The organism is Mesorhizobium sp. M0633 (assembly GCF_040320645.1).
Lineage (GTDB): Bacteria > Pseudomonadota > Alphaproteobacteria > Rhizobiales > Rhizobiaceae > Mesorhizobium.
Window position 1 is genome coordinate 25,174 of the sequence record NZ_JAMYQC010000045.1, and the last position, 16,167, is coordinate 41,340.

General features: G+C 61.5%; 14 protein-coding genes and 1 pseudogene. 6 read left to right on the top strand and 9 right to left on the bottom strand.

What is annotated here, in order from left to right:
• Positions 1 to 3: 3 nt before the first annotated feature.
• The 9 genes from NKI47_RS31030 to NKI47_RS31070 all read right to left on the bottom strand — a co-directional run bounded on the left by NKI47_RS31030 (position 4) and on the right by NKI47_RS31070 (position 9,255).
• Positions 4 to 2,130, bottom strand: coding sequence for a heavy metal translocating P-type ATPase (locus NKI47_RS31030; RefSeq protein ID WP_352594932.1), 2,127 nt, complete (start codon positions 2,128 to 2,130; stop codon positions 4 to 6).
• A gap of 56 nt (positions 2,131 to 2,186) precedes the next feature.
• A complete protein-coding gene (locus NKI47_RS31035; RefSeq protein ID WP_352594907.1) occupies positions 2,187 to 2,915 on the bottom strand; it encodes a sulfite exporter TauE/SafE family protein in 729 nt (242 codons plus the stop codon).
• A gap of 30 nt (positions 2,916 to 2,945) precedes the next feature.
• Positions 2,946 to 3,068, bottom strand: a complete 123-nt coding sequence (locus NKI47_RS31040) for a hypothetical protein (RefSeq protein ID WP_352450399.1) — start codon at positions 3,066 to 3,068, stop codon at positions 2,946 to 2,948.
• Positions 3,069 to 3,221: 153 nt separating this feature from the next.
• Positions 3,222 to 3,446 (bottom strand): hypothetical protein, encoded by a 225-nt coding sequence (locus NKI47_RS31045; RefSeq protein ID WP_352528399.1) that lies wholly within the window; start codon positions 3,444 to 3,446, stop codon positions 3,222 to 3,224.
• 151 nt (positions 3,447 to 3,597) lie between these two features.
• Positions 3,598 to 5,262, bottom strand: a complete 1,665-nt coding sequence (locus NKI47_RS31050; protein ID WP_352594910.1) for a cbb3-type cytochrome c oxidase subunit II — start codon at positions 5,260 to 5,262, stop codon at positions 3,598 to 3,600.
• Entirely contained in the window at positions 5,259 to 6,701 is a 1,443-nt protein-coding gene (locus tag NKI47_RS31055) for a cbb3-type cytochrome c oxidase subunit I (protein WP_023718669.1), read from the bottom strand. The genes NKI47_RS31050 and NKI47_RS31055 overlap by 4 nt, the downstream gene beginning before the upstream one ends.
• 146 nt (positions 6,702 to 6,847) lie before the next feature.
• On the bottom strand, positions 6,848 to 7,309 hold the full coding sequence (locus NKI47_RS31060) for a c-type cytochrome (RefSeq protein ID WP_023718668.1): 462 nt from the start codon (positions 7,307 to 7,309) through the stop codon (positions 6,848 to 6,850).
• Positions 7,310 to 7,320: 11 nt separating this feature from the next.
• Positions 7,321 to 8,466 carry a metallophosphoesterase family protein gene (locus tag NKI47_RS31065; protein ID WP_352594913.1) on the bottom strand — a complete coding sequence of 382 codons (1,146 nt, stop codon included), beginning with the start codon at positions 8,464 to 8,466 and terminating at the stop codon, positions 7,321 to 7,323.
• A 90-nt stretch (positions 8,467 to 8,556) separates the two neighbouring features.
• Positions 8,557 to 9,255, bottom strand: a complete 699-nt coding sequence (locus tag NKI47_RS31070; RefSeq protein WP_502898105.1) for a carboxypeptidase regulatory-like domain-containing protein — start codon at positions 9,253 to 9,255, stop codon at positions 8,557 to 8,559.
• 196 nt (positions 9,256 to 9,451) lie between these two features.
• Between NKI47_RS31070 and NKI47_RS31075 the strand changes: the two genes are divergently transcribed.
• The 6 genes and pseudogenes from NKI47_RS31075 to NKI47_RS31105 all read left to right on the top strand — a co-directional run bounded on the left by NKI47_RS31075 (position 9,452) and on the right by NKI47_RS31105 (position 15,983).
• Positions 9,452 to 10,057 carry an SCO family protein gene (locus NKI47_RS31075; protein ID WP_352594916.1) on the top strand — a complete coding sequence of 202 codons (606 nt, stop codon included), beginning with the start codon at positions 9,452 to 9,454 and terminating at the stop codon, positions 10,055 to 10,057.
• Positions 10,058 to 10,137: 80 nt separating this feature from the next.
• Positions 10,138 to 10,380, top strand: coding sequence for a hypothetical protein (locus tag NKI47_RS31080; protein WP_352594919.1), 243 nt, complete (start codon positions 10,138 to 10,140; stop codon positions 10,378 to 10,380).
• Between the two features lie 173 nt (positions 10,381 to 10,553).
• Positions 10,554 to 10,685: pseudogene (locus NKI47_RS31085) on the top strand (5-aminolevulinate synthase); the annotation flags it as partial.
• A 93-nt stretch (positions 10,686 to 10,778) separates the two neighbouring features.
• Complete coding sequence (groL, locus tag NKI47_RS31090) at positions 10,779 to 12,422, top strand: chaperonin GroEL (RefSeq protein ID WP_352594921.1); 1,644 nt, start codon at positions 10,779 to 10,781, stop codon at positions 12,420 to 12,422.
• Between the two features lie 525 nt (positions 12,423 to 12,947).
• Entirely contained in the window at positions 12,948 to 13,562 is a 615-nt protein-coding gene (locus tag NKI47_RS31095) for an aquaporin (RefSeq protein WP_352594937.1), read from the top strand.
• Between the two features lie 702 nt (positions 13,563 to 14,264).
• Positions 14,265 to 15,983 carry a recombinase family protein gene (locus tag NKI47_RS31105; protein ID WP_352594927.1) on the top strand — a complete coding sequence of 573 codons (1,719 nt, stop codon included), beginning with the start codon at positions 14,265 to 14,267 and terminating at the stop codon, positions 15,981 to 15,983.
• The last annotated feature ends 184 nt before the right edge of the window (positions 15,984 to 16,167 follow it).

Here is a 16,167-nt window from a genome sequence, read left to right on the forward strand (position 1 = left end):
AACTCAACTCCGCTCGACGGCCGGGCCGGCCATTGCGGAAATGTCGGCACCATTCTGGGCGCGCTCCGCCTCGGCGCCGGATCGTTGCTCCGGGATCAGCGTTGCAACAGGATCGGGCAGCCGCTCCAGCCGAAGCGAATTCACCACCACGAGGATGCTCGAACCGGCCATGACCGCCGCCGCAAGGATTGGCTGCAGAAGTCCGAATGCTGCGAACGTCAGGGCGACGAGGTTGTAGCCGAACGCCCACATAAGGTTGGTCAAGATGGTCCTGCGGACCGCGCGGGCCACGTCGACGATCCAGGGCAGCATCCACAATCCGTCCGCAGGCAGCACGAGCGCCGCAGTCTCGCGGGCGAGATCGGTGGCGGAGCCGACGGCAATACCGACATCTGCGACGGCCAGAACCGGCCCGTCATTCAGTCCATCGCCGACCATCGCCACCGAATCGTGGTCATGGCGGAGCCGATCCAGGGCCAGCCGTTTGGCCTCCGGCGAAAGGCCCGCTTGGACGTCCTCGATCCCGACCAGGGCCGCGATCCGCTCCGCCGCTTGCGCCAAGTCGCCGGTCAACAGCGTGGCGTCGAGCCCGCGCTCACGCAGGGCCGCGATCGCGGCCTGCGCCTCGGGAAGCGGCGAATCATCGAGCGACAGCACGGCGTGAACCCGCTCGCCCCAACCGACATAGACCACCGAATGACCGCTCGCCTCCAGCGACCGCGCACGCTCGGCCAGCGAGGGGGGAAGCGGCCAGCCCAGATCATCCATCAATCTGCCGTTCCCTGCCGCCACGGGCCGGCCTTCGGCGCTGCCGCGGATGCCACGGCCGGGAACCATCCGGACCTCGCGGGTGACGAGCGGCGTGATGCCCCGCTGAGCGGCGGCTGCCGCGATGGCCCGCGCCAGACCATGCTCGGAATGGCGCTCCAGACCGGCGGCGCGCGCCAGTACTTCGTCGATGCCGACCTCCTCGCGGTCGACGCCGACGAGACGCGCTTTGCCGGCCGTCAGAGTGCCGGTCTTGTCGAAGGCGAGCAACCGTACGCGCGCGAGGGTCTCGAGCACGCCGGGGTCGCGGACGAGGCAGCCGTGCCGCGCCAGCCGGCCGATGCCGAGCGATATCGCCATCGGAGCAGCGAGGCCGACGGCACAAGGACAGGCAACCACCAGCACCGAGAGGCCAATCAGCAACGCCCGATCGAACGGCAATGACTGGGCCCAGTAAACGGTCGTCAGCCCGCCGAGGGCGAGGACGAGCGGCACGGACACGCCAACGACGCGATCGGCAAGGCGCTGGGTTGGACTGCGACGGCCCAGCGCTTCGCGCACCGACCGGCAAATCCGTGCCCAGCGGGTTGCGGTTCCGTCACCGCTGCTTTGGATCAGGAGCGGGCCGTCGATATTGATACTGCCGGCAATCACCTTGGAGCCGGCGCGCTTTGTCACTTGCCGGCTTTCTCCGGTAATCACGGCTTCATCGGTGTTCGATTCCCCCTCGACAACCACGCCGTCGACCGGAATGCGCTCGCCTGGCCGGACCCGCACCAGCATGCCGGCCGTCACCTCCCGCACCGGACGGCGGATCTCTGCCGCGCCATCGACCGCGGTCGCGCTCTCGCTTTCTGCGGCCAGAAGAGGTTCGAGGTCGCGCGCCGCCCTGGCGCGGCCAACAGCCTCGAGATAGCGGCCAACTGTGAATAGCATCAGCACCATCACGGCGGTGTCGAAATAGACATGCGTGCTGCCCTCGAACACGGCAAATGCCGAATAGAGGTAAGCGGCAGCGACGCCAAGCACGATGAGTGCCGACGACGTCACTCGTCCCTGAATGCCATTGAGCCACATGTCGCGCAGATAGGGTCCGCCGAGAATCAACACCGCCGGCGTGGCGAAGATCCAGAGCAAAAAGTGAATCCACGGCAGCACGCCCGCATCGACGCCGGTGAACGCGTCCGAATAGAGGAGGAGGCTGAACATCATGATATTCATGGAGAGAAAGCCTCCCACGCCGAGCTGGATCAGAAGCCAGGCGGCTTCCCACTCTTCGTGTCTGCCGCTCTTCACCTGAAAGGCGATACAACAGCCGTAGCAGCAGAACGCGCAAGCCTCACCGTTGAGCCTGCGCTCCATCGGGCGCAGACCGACGGGCAGCGAACAATGGCTACAGAGGATATCGCCATGCGCAGTCATGCGGGATGCCCGCCCGGCCAGGCAAGGCCGATATGCGCGTCGGAAGGCAGGAGACCACGGCCGAGCGTGATGAGACCGAGCAAAAGAATAAAGCCACCAGCCAGCCGCACGCCGCGCTGCCGCCAGGCTGGCCCGAGTATCCGGCCAACGCCGCCCATCATCAACATCGCGGGGAAGGTTCCCAATCCGAACGATGCCATGACGAGAAACCCGGGAAGCGCTCCGGCGGTGCTCGCCGCCTGGGCGGCGAAGGCATAGACCAGGGGACATGGCAGGAAGCCGTTGAAAACGCCAAAGGCGAGCGGTGCGGCGCTGCTCCGGGCCGTCAACAGACCGCGCAGGGACAATGCAAATGTGCTGCCGCCAAATCCGATCGCAAGGCGATGAAAAACCTGCAGCAAGCCGAAGAACTGCAACGCCATGGCAATCATGAGCAGGCCAGCGACGATCGCGAGAATTCGTTGGGCGATGTCGAGGGAGCCGTTCAAGAGCGGCGCCGCCGTTAGACCTTGCGTGGTGCAGATGACCTGACCGATCGCGCCCGCGAGCCCGCCCAGAAAGCAATAGGTTGTCAATCGGCCGGTATTATAGAGCAGGTGGCGAAGGACGGTTGCGCCTCCCCCTCGCTGATCGCGCCCCAGCGCGCAGGCAAAGCCGCCGCACATGCCGATGCAATGAAAGCTGCCTGCAAATCCAGCGGTGAAGATCACGAGGTAGTAGATCATTGGCGTTTGCGCAGTGGCGCGGACGCGGCGCTATTGCCGCACAAGATACAAAAGAAAGAGGATAAAGCCGACGGTGCAGCCGCCATAGATGAGGAAGCCAAGCATCTGCGGCAAGCCGGCGTCAGCAAGCTTGAAGACGGTGTCCTGTAGCATTCGCTGCTCCTATGTCAGCCGAAATAAAGACGAAGCACGTTTATCGCCAGCTCGAAGCACAGGAAAAGGAGGTTCAATGCGGCGACCCCAAGGAGAATTTTGGCTATCATCGTCTCCATCACTCCTGTCTTACCAGCCCTTGCGACCGTCTACTTAGAACAGACGGCCGGGCCCGAGCCCGCCCCAATAAGCATACATGTAGTACAGCCCCCAGGCGAACAGCAGCACGTAGACGACGAGAAGCCATAGCGGAATGAATCCCACACGCGCCTGTATCAGGCCGCCGGCATAGTCCTCCAGTTCAGGGTGCGAGCTTTGACGCACATCCAGTTCCGGATGCGTCGGGCTCTCCGGATCGCTGCTCTGCAGATCGCTCATTCTCCATTTCCCTTTCAAAAAACCCGTTGGCGGCTTTGTCGGTGCCGCTCAACGCGCCGGACAGGACGCCCCAGATGAACAAGAACAGGGCCGCCAGGCTCATCAGCATGGCGCCCGCATAGGGTCCGGTGACTTCAAAACCGAGCATGCGCTAACCTCCGGCGGGCGCCTGTTCCTCGCCAGGCGGAGCTGGCGGGCCGGACGCCGGCACCGACGGATCGGGCACATAGGCTCGCTCCGGCTTGTCAGCGACCAGTTCCAGATCGTTCAGCGCCGCGCGGGCCTCCTTCTTGATCGAGAGCGGCTGCAGCGAGAGCGGGTCTTTATAGGCGGAAAGCGCCACCACGAAATAGGAAAGCGCCCACCGGTCCTCGTCCGGAAAGGCATCCCGATAGGACGGCATCGGCGTGCCGCTGAGGCCGGTAGTTATCGTCCGGAAGATGTCTTCGACGGCCGGGCCAGACTTGAACTGGCCGCTGGTGAGGTCGGCCGGCACGATGGCGAACCCGATATCATCCTTGAGGCCGGCCGCCTTCTCGCCGTCGCCCTTGCCACCTTGGCCATGGCACTCCCAGCACTTCGCCACCTGCCAAACCTCCTTGCCACGGTCCAGCATCGTCTGGGATGGGGTCGGCGGGCGCCCGATATACAACGGTGGGCCAGGCGGTTCCTCGACGAAGAAAGCGTAAGGACTGGCGGGATTGGAACGGTCAACCGCTAGCTCATACTTAATGTACTGAATCACCGCCAGCCGATCGTTGAGCGGCAGTTCGTACCAAGGGGGCATTGCCGTGCCGCGGATGCCGCGAGTAATGGTGCGCAGCATATCGCCGTCCGTGGGCAGGGGCTCCTTTGTCAATCTGAACTTGAACACTGCGGACGTGAAGTTCCTGGGCCGCTGGTTAAACATAAAGGTGGCGGCCGGCCCGTTGCCGTCGCCTTTGGCACCGTGGCAACCGATGCAGCGGCGCTCATAGACTTCCTTGCCATAAGCAATCCATTCCTCGGAGCGCGGCATCGTCGCATCCATGACCTCCAGGCTTTGCGGCTCGAACAGATCGCGCCATTTACCCCGGTTCGTGCCGAGCTTCTGGACGTAGGAAACAAGCGCCGCCAGCGATTCCGTCTCCGCCGCGATGCTGACGGTTTCGCCTGTGTATTCGTCGTTCGGCGTCAGGATGATCGGCCTTCTTTCGCGCGCCTTCAGCGGCACGAACAGCAACCCGTATGCATTGGGCGTCAGCTGGATCGCTTGCTTGCTGTCGAAGTCGAACAGGCCTTTGGTGACCTCTGTCCTTTCCAGGGTCCGATTGCCAGCGCCGTCGTCAACGATACGGACGGCTGCATCGGGCTCGTGGAAGAGGCCGCGATACGGCGCCATTATCGAGTCCGGCACCAGCATCCGCGGATTGTAGAAGTGCGCCAGGTGCCATTCGTCGCTGTATTTCAGGCCGACGCGCGTCAGGTCCGGTCCGATCCGGCGTGTGCCTAACAGGTGCGGCACGTCATAGGCGTATTCGCCCGCCTCGCTGACCGGTCCCCAGCGGCGGATCTCGCCGGTCACCGGCCGCACGAATTGCGAATGGCAGTACCAGCAGCCTTCGCGCAGGTAAATGTTGCGGCCGCGACGCTGCTGCTCGGTGTAGTCCGTCGCCTCTGAAACCGTCCATTTCAGCTGGCCGAAATCCGTGCGCACCACCGAGGTCACGCGCGTAGTTCGCGAGGACGGCTCCACGAAGGGCAGCACGCCCTGCGTGATCACCGCAAGGGTGATGCAGAAGACGCCGGCGAACAGCGCGAAGAAGCGAACGTTCACTGCGCAGGCCCTCCCGCCGGGGCCGGGATAGGCGCCTCCACCGGCCCGCGGGCGCGTCGCGCCTCAGCCGCCGGGCTGGTCAGTGCGGTCAGCATCAGATTCACCACCAGCAGCGACATACCGATATCCATGCTGATGCCTGCCAGGGTCCGCGCCAGCCAGTAGGGCTTCACCCAGACGAGCGAGTCGAGCCATTCGACCCCATTCATCCATTGATAACCCTGCTGCAGCCCGCCCGCTGTGAGGACCAGGCCCATGGTCGTGATGCCGACGGTGATCAGCCAGAACGACCAGTTGCCGAGCTTGAAGGACCAGAGTTCGCGCCCGAACAGCCGCGGCCAAGTATAGAGGAGGCCCCCCATCGCCCAGACGACGAAGGTGCCGAACACGGTGAGATGCGAATGCGAGATGACGAAATCGGTGAAATGGGTCGGCTGCTGCAGCTGCCGCAGCGCCTCGGTCGAGCCCTGGAAGCAGCCGACGAGATACATGAGCGAGCCCATGATCAGGAACTTCGCCGGCAAGTTCCTGCCGAACTCATGCCACCTGCCCATCATGGTGCCGAAGAAGTTCACCAGCACCGTCCACACCGGAATGATCAGCAGCATCGACGTGACGACGGCCAAGGTCTCGGCCCAGTCCGCGATCGGGCTGTAGAGGTAATGGTGAATGCCGACGAACGGGTAGAACAGTGCCAGGGACCAGAAGCCTACCAGCGAGAGCTTATGGGCATAGAGCGGATTTCGCGCGCTGACCGGCAGGAAATAGTAGATGATCACGTAGCCCGCGGGCGTTATCCACAGCCCGACGATGTAGTGGAGATAGAGGCCATGGAAGGCGGCGCTGTTGATGCCCGAGATCGTGTATGGCAGGATGAAGCTTCCAAGCACGAAGTTCATCGTCGTCCACACGAAAGTGGCGATCAGGTACCATAGCGCGACATAGATCGCCGGCTCGAGCCTTCGACTGATCGTGATCAGGAACTGCGCGGTAGCAACAGCCACCACGATGAAGAATGCGACCTTCGCGTAGAGCGGAAGCTCTCCGGCTTCCAAACCGTCACTGTCGCCGAGCAGCAAGCCGACCAAACCGGCAAGCGTTGCGACGTTCCAGACCCATGCGAGAAGAACCGACCACTCCGACCATATCACCCGCACCCCCGACAGACGCGGCACGAGATAGTAGCAAAGGCCGATGAAAAGCGTCGAGAAGGCGCCGAAGATGACACCGTTGACGTGGACCGGGCGCAGCCGGCCGAAGGTGAGCTCGAGGTTCCCCGATCCGAGATAATCGGGGTAGTTGAAGGTGCCCGAGATCATGACGCCGACGGATGGCGTCACCATCAGCCAGAACATGCCGAAATAAAGCCAGGTCCGCACGACCCGTTTGTCGACCAGCGCATCCAAGTCCACATTCGCGAACTTGCCGCGCAGCTCCATCGCAGTCTCTGCCAACGCATGGCCCTCCCCGCGCGGTTCAAGGGCCGCACGACTGCTTTAAGCCCACCGTTCCCCATCGAGGTGTCACTCCGATGGCGGACTCGCTTCGCGCTCCCTGAAGCCGGTGCCCCCGGCTATCGACGAGACTAGTATTTGCCTGGCACCAACACCGAGCCGCTGTTCGACCAGGTGATGTACGCCTCGAGCGCCTTCATCGCCTCCGATTCGGGATCGATCTTCTCGCCCTGGCTCGGTTTCTCGATGCACCAGTTGATCATGTCGCGCAGTGTCGCGAACTTGGCCATCGACGCCTGGAACTTCGGGAACGCCTGCGGGTGGGTATCGGAGGCCATCGGATGGCACATGGCGCAGGCCCACCCGGTGGTCGACAGCTTGACGCCCAACTGCTCCTTCATCGCCGCATCACCATGGAACAGGAGGTCTCCTTTCCTGACCTCCTCCATGAACGCTTCTTGATAGAGTTTCAGCTGCTTTGGCGTTACCGGATCCTTGTTGGCACTGGCCGGCCCGACGACGGCAGCTGCGACGACTGCTCCGGCGACGATGGAACGCCTCAGAATGCAGAGGAATGTCGATGTGTTTATCATAGCCACCACCCTTATGGATTTGCCCATGGGTACTGTTTGTCGGCGATGCGTGACCGTATGACCTCCGCAATGCTCTTGTCGTGGTCCTCCGGCGACTGGACGAACACCTCCTTGCGGCCCCACATGATGTACTCGACATCGACCTTATCGTCGGCGTTGACGTTCACGGTTTCCCAACCGACCCCGTCGAAGGGATCGCCCGGATCGACACGGATCATCGGCTTGGTAAGCTTGGGCAAGCCTTCCGGCGCATACGGCCACGGCCAGGAGGTCGCCAGCATGCCGATCGAGCGCATGCTGCCGATCTCGTTGTAGAGCACCTGGTGCACGTGACCGTGGATGTTGGTGACCTTGGTATAAGGCTTCAGCACGTCATTCACTTCGCGCCAGTCGCGCACCCAGAAGTTCCAGGGCGGGTAGTACTCGTACAGCGGATTATGGCTGAAGATGACGATCGGTTTGGACTTATCCCAGTCGGCGAGTGTCTTCTGCATCCAGTCGAGCTGGTCGCGGCCGACGCCGGCCCACGCGCCGGCAACCGTGCCGTCGAGGGTAGCCATATGGCCCATGCGCTCCTCTGGCGTCATCTTCTTCGCTGTCCAGTAGTCTGGTCCCCGGCTGACCGTATCGAGCCCAATGAAGCGCACGCCTTTGTGATCGAAGGTCCAGTTGGGTTGGCCGAACAACTCGCCCCACTTCTTGCCCATATCCAGATACCAGTCATGCTCGCCCGGGATGTAGTATTTCTTGATCGTCAGATCCTTGAGGAGCTCAACGCCAAGCTCAAGTTCCTCGATCTTTCCGAGTTGGGCCAGGTCGCCGCCGAAGATCAGGAAGTCGGCCGGCGGATCCATGGCCTGGACCTCTTGCACGGCGCGCACCACCTTGTCGACGAAGCGCGTGTTGAGGGATCTCTCGTAGAGATGGGTGTCCGAAATCCAGGCAAACTTGAAGGGCGTTTCGGCGGCGTGAGCGACGTCGATGGTGTTGAGCAGCGGCCACCACGCGAAGGTCTGGCCGACGGAAGCAGCGCCGAACAGCAGCGATCTGTGAATGAAGGTGCGGCGGGTGATTTGGAGCGAGTCGTCGGGGCGTACGCCCGGCTGCTGCAGCACCGCATGCATTTCGCGCCGAATGCGGTCAAGCTCGTCAGACATCAGGGTTCCTCCTCAGTGCAGACCGTTTCTTAAAGCGTCGGTCTTCTCGCAGGAACGCGACCCTGTTGAATCAGTGGGTCGCCCATTTTGTTATTTTTTCAGTTCAATCGTCAGACTGGTGGCCTTATTCTCCTCTACCGTGACGGGCTGCTCGATGGGCCCGGTGAAGGGATGGATCGCCACGAGCTTGTAGTCCCCCGGCGGAACATCGGTTATGCTGAATTTGCCATCGGCGCCGGTGACCGCGTAGTAGGGATTGTCCACCACATAGACCCAGCCCTCCATCCAGCCATGCGCGTCGCAATCGATGCGGACAGTGCCGGCACGCTTCAGTTCGACCGGTATGCGCTGGCCCTTATTGGGCAGCGCCACGTTGAAGGCGGTGCGCTTGCCATAATAGCCGTGGGTGTTGTGGAGAACTGGGTCGCTGTTGACCACCTCCAACGAACCGGCCGGTATCATCTGCACCGCGGGCTCAAAGCGACATTTGAGGTTGTTAAGCTCAGGCAGCTTTCCGGGCTGCGGCCAGGCCTTTCCCTGTGCCACGTCGACCAGCTGCACCGCCGCGTTCAGCACGGCCTGATCGCTGCCGACTTCGATCAGCGGCTCCTCGCGGGGGTCGCCGCACACCTCGATATTCTTGGTGGGGATGATCTTTGTTGTCGGCACGTCGCCGCGGTAGACGATCGTACCCTCGATCGTTCCACCCCCCGTGACCGGACCCACTTCGTAGGCTTGCACAGGCGCGGACATTGTCGCAACGAAAGCGATCGTCGCTAGTCCGCTCATCAATTCGCGAATCGTCATAAAAGCCACCTCCTTCAAGAGAGATGAGGGGCAACTCTTAAAAATAGAGCCAAACCAGTGCCATGTCTAGCCATCCAGCAACAAAATATGATAAAGTGGGTTGGTTTAGGCGAGTTTGTTAATCACAAACACACGCGGAGGGTTTGGCGCGTCATTCTCGAAGTGCCGGAGGTCCTTGATGAAGCGACGGCATGGACTCCTCCGCCCTTGGGCCTACGGTCCGCATACCCTCTTCTGCATCATATTCGCAGCGGCCCTGTCGATCTGCCAACCGCTCGTGCGAGCTGACACGGCGCCTGTGACGGTCGGTGGCCCATTCACGCTCACGGCGCCGGACGGAACGACGGTCACCGATGAGACTTATCGCGGCAAATGGCTGCTGGTTTTCTTCGGCTATACGTCTTGTCCCGACATCTGTCCGACGACTCTATCCGAAATCGCCGCGGCGATTGAGGAACTCGGCCCCGACGCCGCAAAACTGCAACCGCTCTTCATTACCGTCGATCCCGAACGCGACACGCCTGAGGTGATGGGAAGCTTTACCGCGGCGTTCGATCCGCGCATCGTGGGGCTGACCGGCAGCCCACAACAAATCGCTGCGGTTTCGGAGGCATATGGCGCCTACGGCGTGGCGCGCCAGGGCGAAGCGGGCGGTGACGACTACCTAATGGATCACGGCACCTACATCTACATCATGAACCCGCAGGGGCAATTCGTGGAGGGGCTAGACTCTGACACACCAAGCAGCGGCATTGCCGCTAAGTTGGGTGAACTGGTGCGATGACACGATCCCTGGGATGACGGAGATCACGATTATGCAGTTGATCGATCCATAGAAAGTTGTCTTCCGGAAGGAGAGCGGCAATGCAAAGACATACAAAGCAAGCTTCGGAGCTTAAGGCATTGATCCTCGCGGATCTTCATAAGGAGCCGGGATGCGGGGACGTCACCGATTTTGTGATTCAGCGGCTCGAAACCAAGGAGAACGGGGCAAACTGGACTGTCAAATATCTGGATCCTAATCAAGATAAGGTCTGCGAGACGATTCTGATAAACATAGCGCGAATGTTGCAGCTCAACTTCGACCTTCCTGAACGCGGGTCGTGAGGAACGATGCGAGCGGGATCGGCGTGGATCGCGCCTCGACATAATTCGTATGCAAGCATGGGAATCGGGCGATGGCGGAACCCACAGCGTTGCACACCGGCAAACCTGGCGGCGTAAAGAACGTCATTGCGCCGCGGCGATTTGGACCTCCGATGACCGGAGATGCGGGCGATATGGCCGATCGGCAAGGCAGTATCTTGGAGCCAGGCATTACGAGTTATGACGGTTTCTTTGCGGATGCGATCGCGCGTCTGCAGGGGGAATGGCCCTACCGTGTGTTCGCGGACCTTGAGCGTATCGCCGGACGGGCTGCCACGCGACAATCTCGCCTGAGCGGCGAATGAAGCTTCGCCGTTGCCCGGACGTTCCCCGAAGATTGGGTCTTAAGGTTCAAGGAAATGGCTGCCAAGGAAATCATGTTCTCGTTCGAGGCTCGCGACAGAATGCTGCGCGGCATTGACACCCTGGCGAATGCGGTGAGCGTCACGCTTGGCCCGCTAGGGCGCAACGTCGCGGTCGGTAGGGAGCACGGCGCGCCGCGGGTCACGAAGGACGGCGTGACCGTCGCCAGGGAAATCGAACTCGACAACAAGTTCGAGAACATGGGCGCCCAGATGGTGCGCGAGATCGCAACAAGAACCTCCTATCAGGCCGGCGACGGCACGACCACCGCCGTCGTGCTCGCACATGCGATCGTCCGGGAGGGCGCCAAGGCGGTGGCCGCCGGCATGAATCCCATGGACCTGAAGCGCGGCATCGATCTCGCGGTCGAAGCCGTCGTCGCCGAACTCAAGAAAAACGCCACGAAGGTCACCTCGAACGTCGAGATTGCGCAAGTCGGCACCATCTCGGCCAATGGCGATAGGGAGATTGGCCGCTGCCTAGCCGACGCCATGAAGAGGGTCGGCAATGACGGCCTGATCAGTGTCGAGGACGGGACCTCGCTCGAAACCGAACTCGAATTCGTCGAGGGCATGCAGTTCGATCGCGGCTATATCTCGCCCCATTTCATCACCAATCGCGCAAAGATGCGGGTCGAGATGCAGGATGCCTATGTCCTCATCAGCGAGAAGAAACTGTCCAGCCTGAACGAAATACTGCCGCTGCTGGAGAAGGTGGTGCAGGCCGGCAAGCCGCTGCTCATCATCGCCGAGGATGTCGAGCGTGAGGTGATTGCGGCGCTGGTGGTCAACAAGTTGCGCGGCGCTCTCAAGGTTGCAGCCGTGAAGGCGCCGGCCTACGGAAACCGCCGCAAGGCGATGCTGCAGGATCTCGCGCTGATGACCGGCGGAACGGTGATCTCGGAGGATTTGGGCATCAAGCTCGAGCATGCTTCCCTCGATATGCTCGGGCGCACCAAGAAGGTGATGATCGACAAGGCAAACACCACGATCGTCGGCGGCGCCGGCAAGCGGGCAAGCATCGAGGCCCGCATCGCTGAGATCAAGCTCGAGCTTGCGGAAACCACCTCCGATTACGACCGCGAGGAGCTCCAGGAGCGGCTGGCCAGGCTCGCCGGTGGCGTCGCCGTGATCCGGGTCGGCGGTGCCACCGAAGTCGAGGTCAGGGAGAAGAAGGATCGCATCGATGACGCGATGAACGCGACAAGAGCCGCGGTCGCAGAGGGCATTCTCCCGGGCGGCGGGGTCGCCTTGCTGCGCGCCGGCAGGGCGCTCAAGAAGCTCAAGGGCGGCAACGAGGACCAGCAGGTCGGCATCGCGATCGTCAGGAAGGCGATCACCTGGCCGGCTCGGCAGATCGCGATCAATGCCGGCCTGGAAGACTCGGTCGTCATCGCCGGGATCCTCGAAAACGACGACAACGCCTATGGCTACGATGCCCAATCGGGCGTGTACGGGGATCTGGTGTCAAAGGGCATCATCGACCCGGCCAAGGTGGTGCGAACGGCGCTCCAGGGCGCGGCCTCGGTTGCGGGCCTTCTCCTTACAACGGAAGTCATGGTGGCCGAAGTGCCTGGCCCGCCGCCGCCGGAGCTTCCCGGTCACGAGCATCATCATCACAACATGGATATGGATTTCTGAGCGCATTGCGGGCGGCGAAAGCACGGAAGTGCCCGGACTGGATCGCCGCTGGCGACTGCTAGAGAAAGCCCACTCGTCCGAACCGCGGCCAACAACAGCAGTATTCGGGATCAACTCCTGGAGGCACTCCGGGTTGAGCCATGATCATCGGTGGGCGATTCCGGCGTGACGGTGACAGGCGGGGTGGTTCAATTTTGGGGTACCTATCGTCCAAAGAGGATCGGGCTGCATCGCGCGGTCTGGCCGAGACTATCGCGGGCCTGCGCGAAATTCAGGATCATCGGGTCTCGATCGAAAAAATCCCCCACAGCGTCTGACGCCACCCGGCAAGCGCGTCGCTTGGTATTCTATCCGCCCGTGTGCGGTAGAGATCTAGCTGCACACAGCCGCATCTTCCGCTTACTGTCGTGGCGGACGGTTGTCCGCGCGCGCAGTGGCTACCCGCAGCGCTGCGGGCCAACAAATCCGGTCCATGGCCGCAACGGCGCATTGTCGGCTCCAAGTCGTGAAGAGTGAGGCCTCACAATTCCAAGGGGATTTGATCATGAAAGCGTCGCCGCCGAGCTTTTCGGCACCTTCTGTCTTGTCTTCCTCGGCTGCGCGTCAGTGGTGACAGGCGGCTTTGGCGGGCTGCTGCCGGCTCGGTCGCTGGGCATCGGCCTCAGCTTCGGCATCGCTGTAACCGCCCTGGCTTACGCGATTGGGCCAGTCTCGGGCGCGCACCTCAATCCGGCCGCCACGCCGTGGACGCCTCCCACAAGGGCCGCATTGTATCCTGTTTCCCACATCGCCGCAGTCCTCAACGAAGGTCTGCAGATGGCGCATTTGGTCCTTATCGGCTGCCGCAGAGCCAATCGCTCTCGAGTGCAGGCACTCCAATGGAGTCCAGACGTTGGATTGGACCCTCGACCTCTACAAAAGCACACTGAGCTTCCGGTCGGGCTACGACGGCATTCCGAAGCGATCGCTTCGGCGAGAAGTCGTCGTTCTCAATCGGGCGACCGGGGATACATCGGCGAAGACGGCATAAGGGAGGATGGGCCAGACCGAGCCGACGGAAGGGTCGTAGCCAAGGCCTTGGAGCGCATAGCGCCTGGCCGGGAGGCCGCCGCCAGTCAGACTTACGCGGCGCGTCGTTGATCGAGGTGGAGACCCGAACGGGCTCGACGAGGGTCCACGGCGGTCATAATGTTGTGGTGGTGATCGCAGTAGACGCGATCCGGCGAAGTTGGCCCGGCACAAAAACGATAACCGCCGGGTATTGACGGGTCTTCGCTCACCGGGAAGCGGCACTGATAGAGGCCTAGCTGAATGAGGGGGACGTCTCTCGAAGTTAGTCTGATATTTTCAGGCATGATGGTTTCCTAGTTCATAGCAATTGCCGGCTGACGACCGCAGTGCGACCCGTCGGGGCGAGCTAGACAACGGTCGAAGCCAGTCCGTGATTTGAACCTATGGCTTCGGATCGACAATCAGCGGGTTGGCCGCATCCAGGTGGCAAGTGTCCAACAAACTCAGCAGATGATCTTGCTGGCGGCTGTCCTTTTCACACGTCGTCGCATCCGATCTGTACGACCATGCGCCTGGCCCTCTTCCTTAGCACCGCACGGCCTCACATCCTTCACTCCGATGAAACAGTCGGAGAACAAACGGAATGCTGCGGGGCCAAGTGCCTGCATGCGTCAGGCGTTGGAGCATGCGCTCGATCCCACGTTAGTTCAGTTCGTGGAAGCTCTTGCGATTGCCGATGCTAGGCGCGATCATCTCGCCACCCAAGCTAAGTGCTTCGACACCTAAACCAAATGTCGTCGAAGCAATTGGCCGCAATGGCGAGGTTCATGAATGATACGCGCAGCCATCTACGCCCGGTTCTCGACCGAGTTGCAGAACGAGAAATCCACCGATGACCAGATAGTCCTTTGTCGCGCGTATGCAGCACGGCATCAACTTGATGTGATTGCGGCTTACGAGGACAAAGCTCGCTCTGGCGCTTCGATGCTTGGCCGTGACGGCCTCATGAGATTGATGGATGCGGCGCGCGAACGAAAGTTTGATGTCGTCATTGTTGAGGCACTGGATCGCCTTTCGCGCGATATGGAGGATCTCGCTGGACTTCACAAACGACTGTCATTCCTAGGGATCGAGATCCAAGCTGTTCACGACGGCACAGCTGACGCAATCTTGATCGGAATTCGAGGTTTGGTGGGCCAGATGCAGCGCGAGGACGGCGCAAAAAAGGTACGTCGAGGAATGGCCGGAGTGGTCCGGGACGGGCGCCATGCCGGCGGTCGCGCATACGGTTATCGGGCAGTTCCTGGGCGCCCCGGTGAACTGGAGATCGTTGAAGAGGAGGCTGCGGTTGTTCGCCGCATTTTTGCAGCTTACGCCTCTGGCCGGCCACCACGAGAAATCGCACAAGATCTCAATCGCGAAGGCGTTTGTCCGCCTCGCGGCACTCGTTGGAACGCCTCTACCATCAACGGAAATGCACAACGCGGCGCGGGGATGATTTTGAACGAGCTTTATTTTGGGCGCATCGTCTGGAACAAGGTTCGGATGGTTAAGGACCCAGATACCGGCAGGCGCCTGTCCCGTCCGAATAGCCGCGACCAGTGGCAGACAATTGATGTCCCACGGCTGCGTATCGTTGACGAAGAAATATGGCGATGCGCGCAGGACCTGAAGGCAGAAAGATCTCGCCTGAAATCGAATGTGAAGCGGCGGCCACCGCATCTCCTCTCGGGCCTGTTGCGATGTGGCTGCTGCGGTTCGGGCATGTCGGTGCACGATCGCGACAAGACTGGCAAAACACGAATCCGCTGCTCGACCGTTCGTGAGAGCGGCAGCTGTCCCAATCGTCGCATAGTCTACCTGCGGAGCGTGGAGAATGCTGTATTGGATGGAATGCGTGACGAGCTGAAGGACCCGCGTCTCATTGAGATCTACGTGCGGAATTATAATGAAGAGCGTCAACGGCTAGCAGCCCGTGCGTCCAACGATCGGGTCACCCTTGAGACAAAGATCGCACGGATTGAAGCCGAGCGACAACGCAACATTGACCTGGTAGTCAAGGGAATCATTGGTGATGACGACGCCCGAGAACGTATCGCCGAACTGAAAGATCGACGCATCGAGGCGGAGGCAGAACTTGCCAAACTTGAAGAGGCGCCATCAACCCTTGCCGTACATCCAGCAGCGATAGAGAGGTATGTCAAAACGGTCGATGAGCTCGCTTCGGTCTTACCTCATCACGCCGAGGCGGATGACGATCGGGGCGCGCTGGTGAAGAGCTTCCGCGCGCTCGTTCACAGTGTGACAGTCCATCCCAAAGGGGCGCGACAGGGTATTGAGATCGAGGTCAAAGGCAAGCTTGCCGCTCTCATCGGCGGCAACACATTCCCCCAAGCGCGATATGCTGGGCAGCGCGCGGTGGCCGAGGACCGCGACAGGCAAGATCCCACTATTACGCACGATAGTGGGTTGAGGGTGGTAGCGGGAGAGCGCTACCGCCTTTCCCCCCACTCGGAGAGCATGCGATATTTTCTACAGTGTCGGGCGTGATGGGCCTGTCTCGGTGCTGCAAAGACCGGTAGGGAGCGGGAGAGTCTGACCCGAAAGCTATCCACGACGCGAACGGCAGCTTTGCGCCAATGAACGAACCCGCTCGCGGGAGGGGCGCGGGGTTTGAGGCGTGAGCTTTGTTGGCAGCGTCGGTGAGGCTTTAATCGATCAGGGGTGACGGACG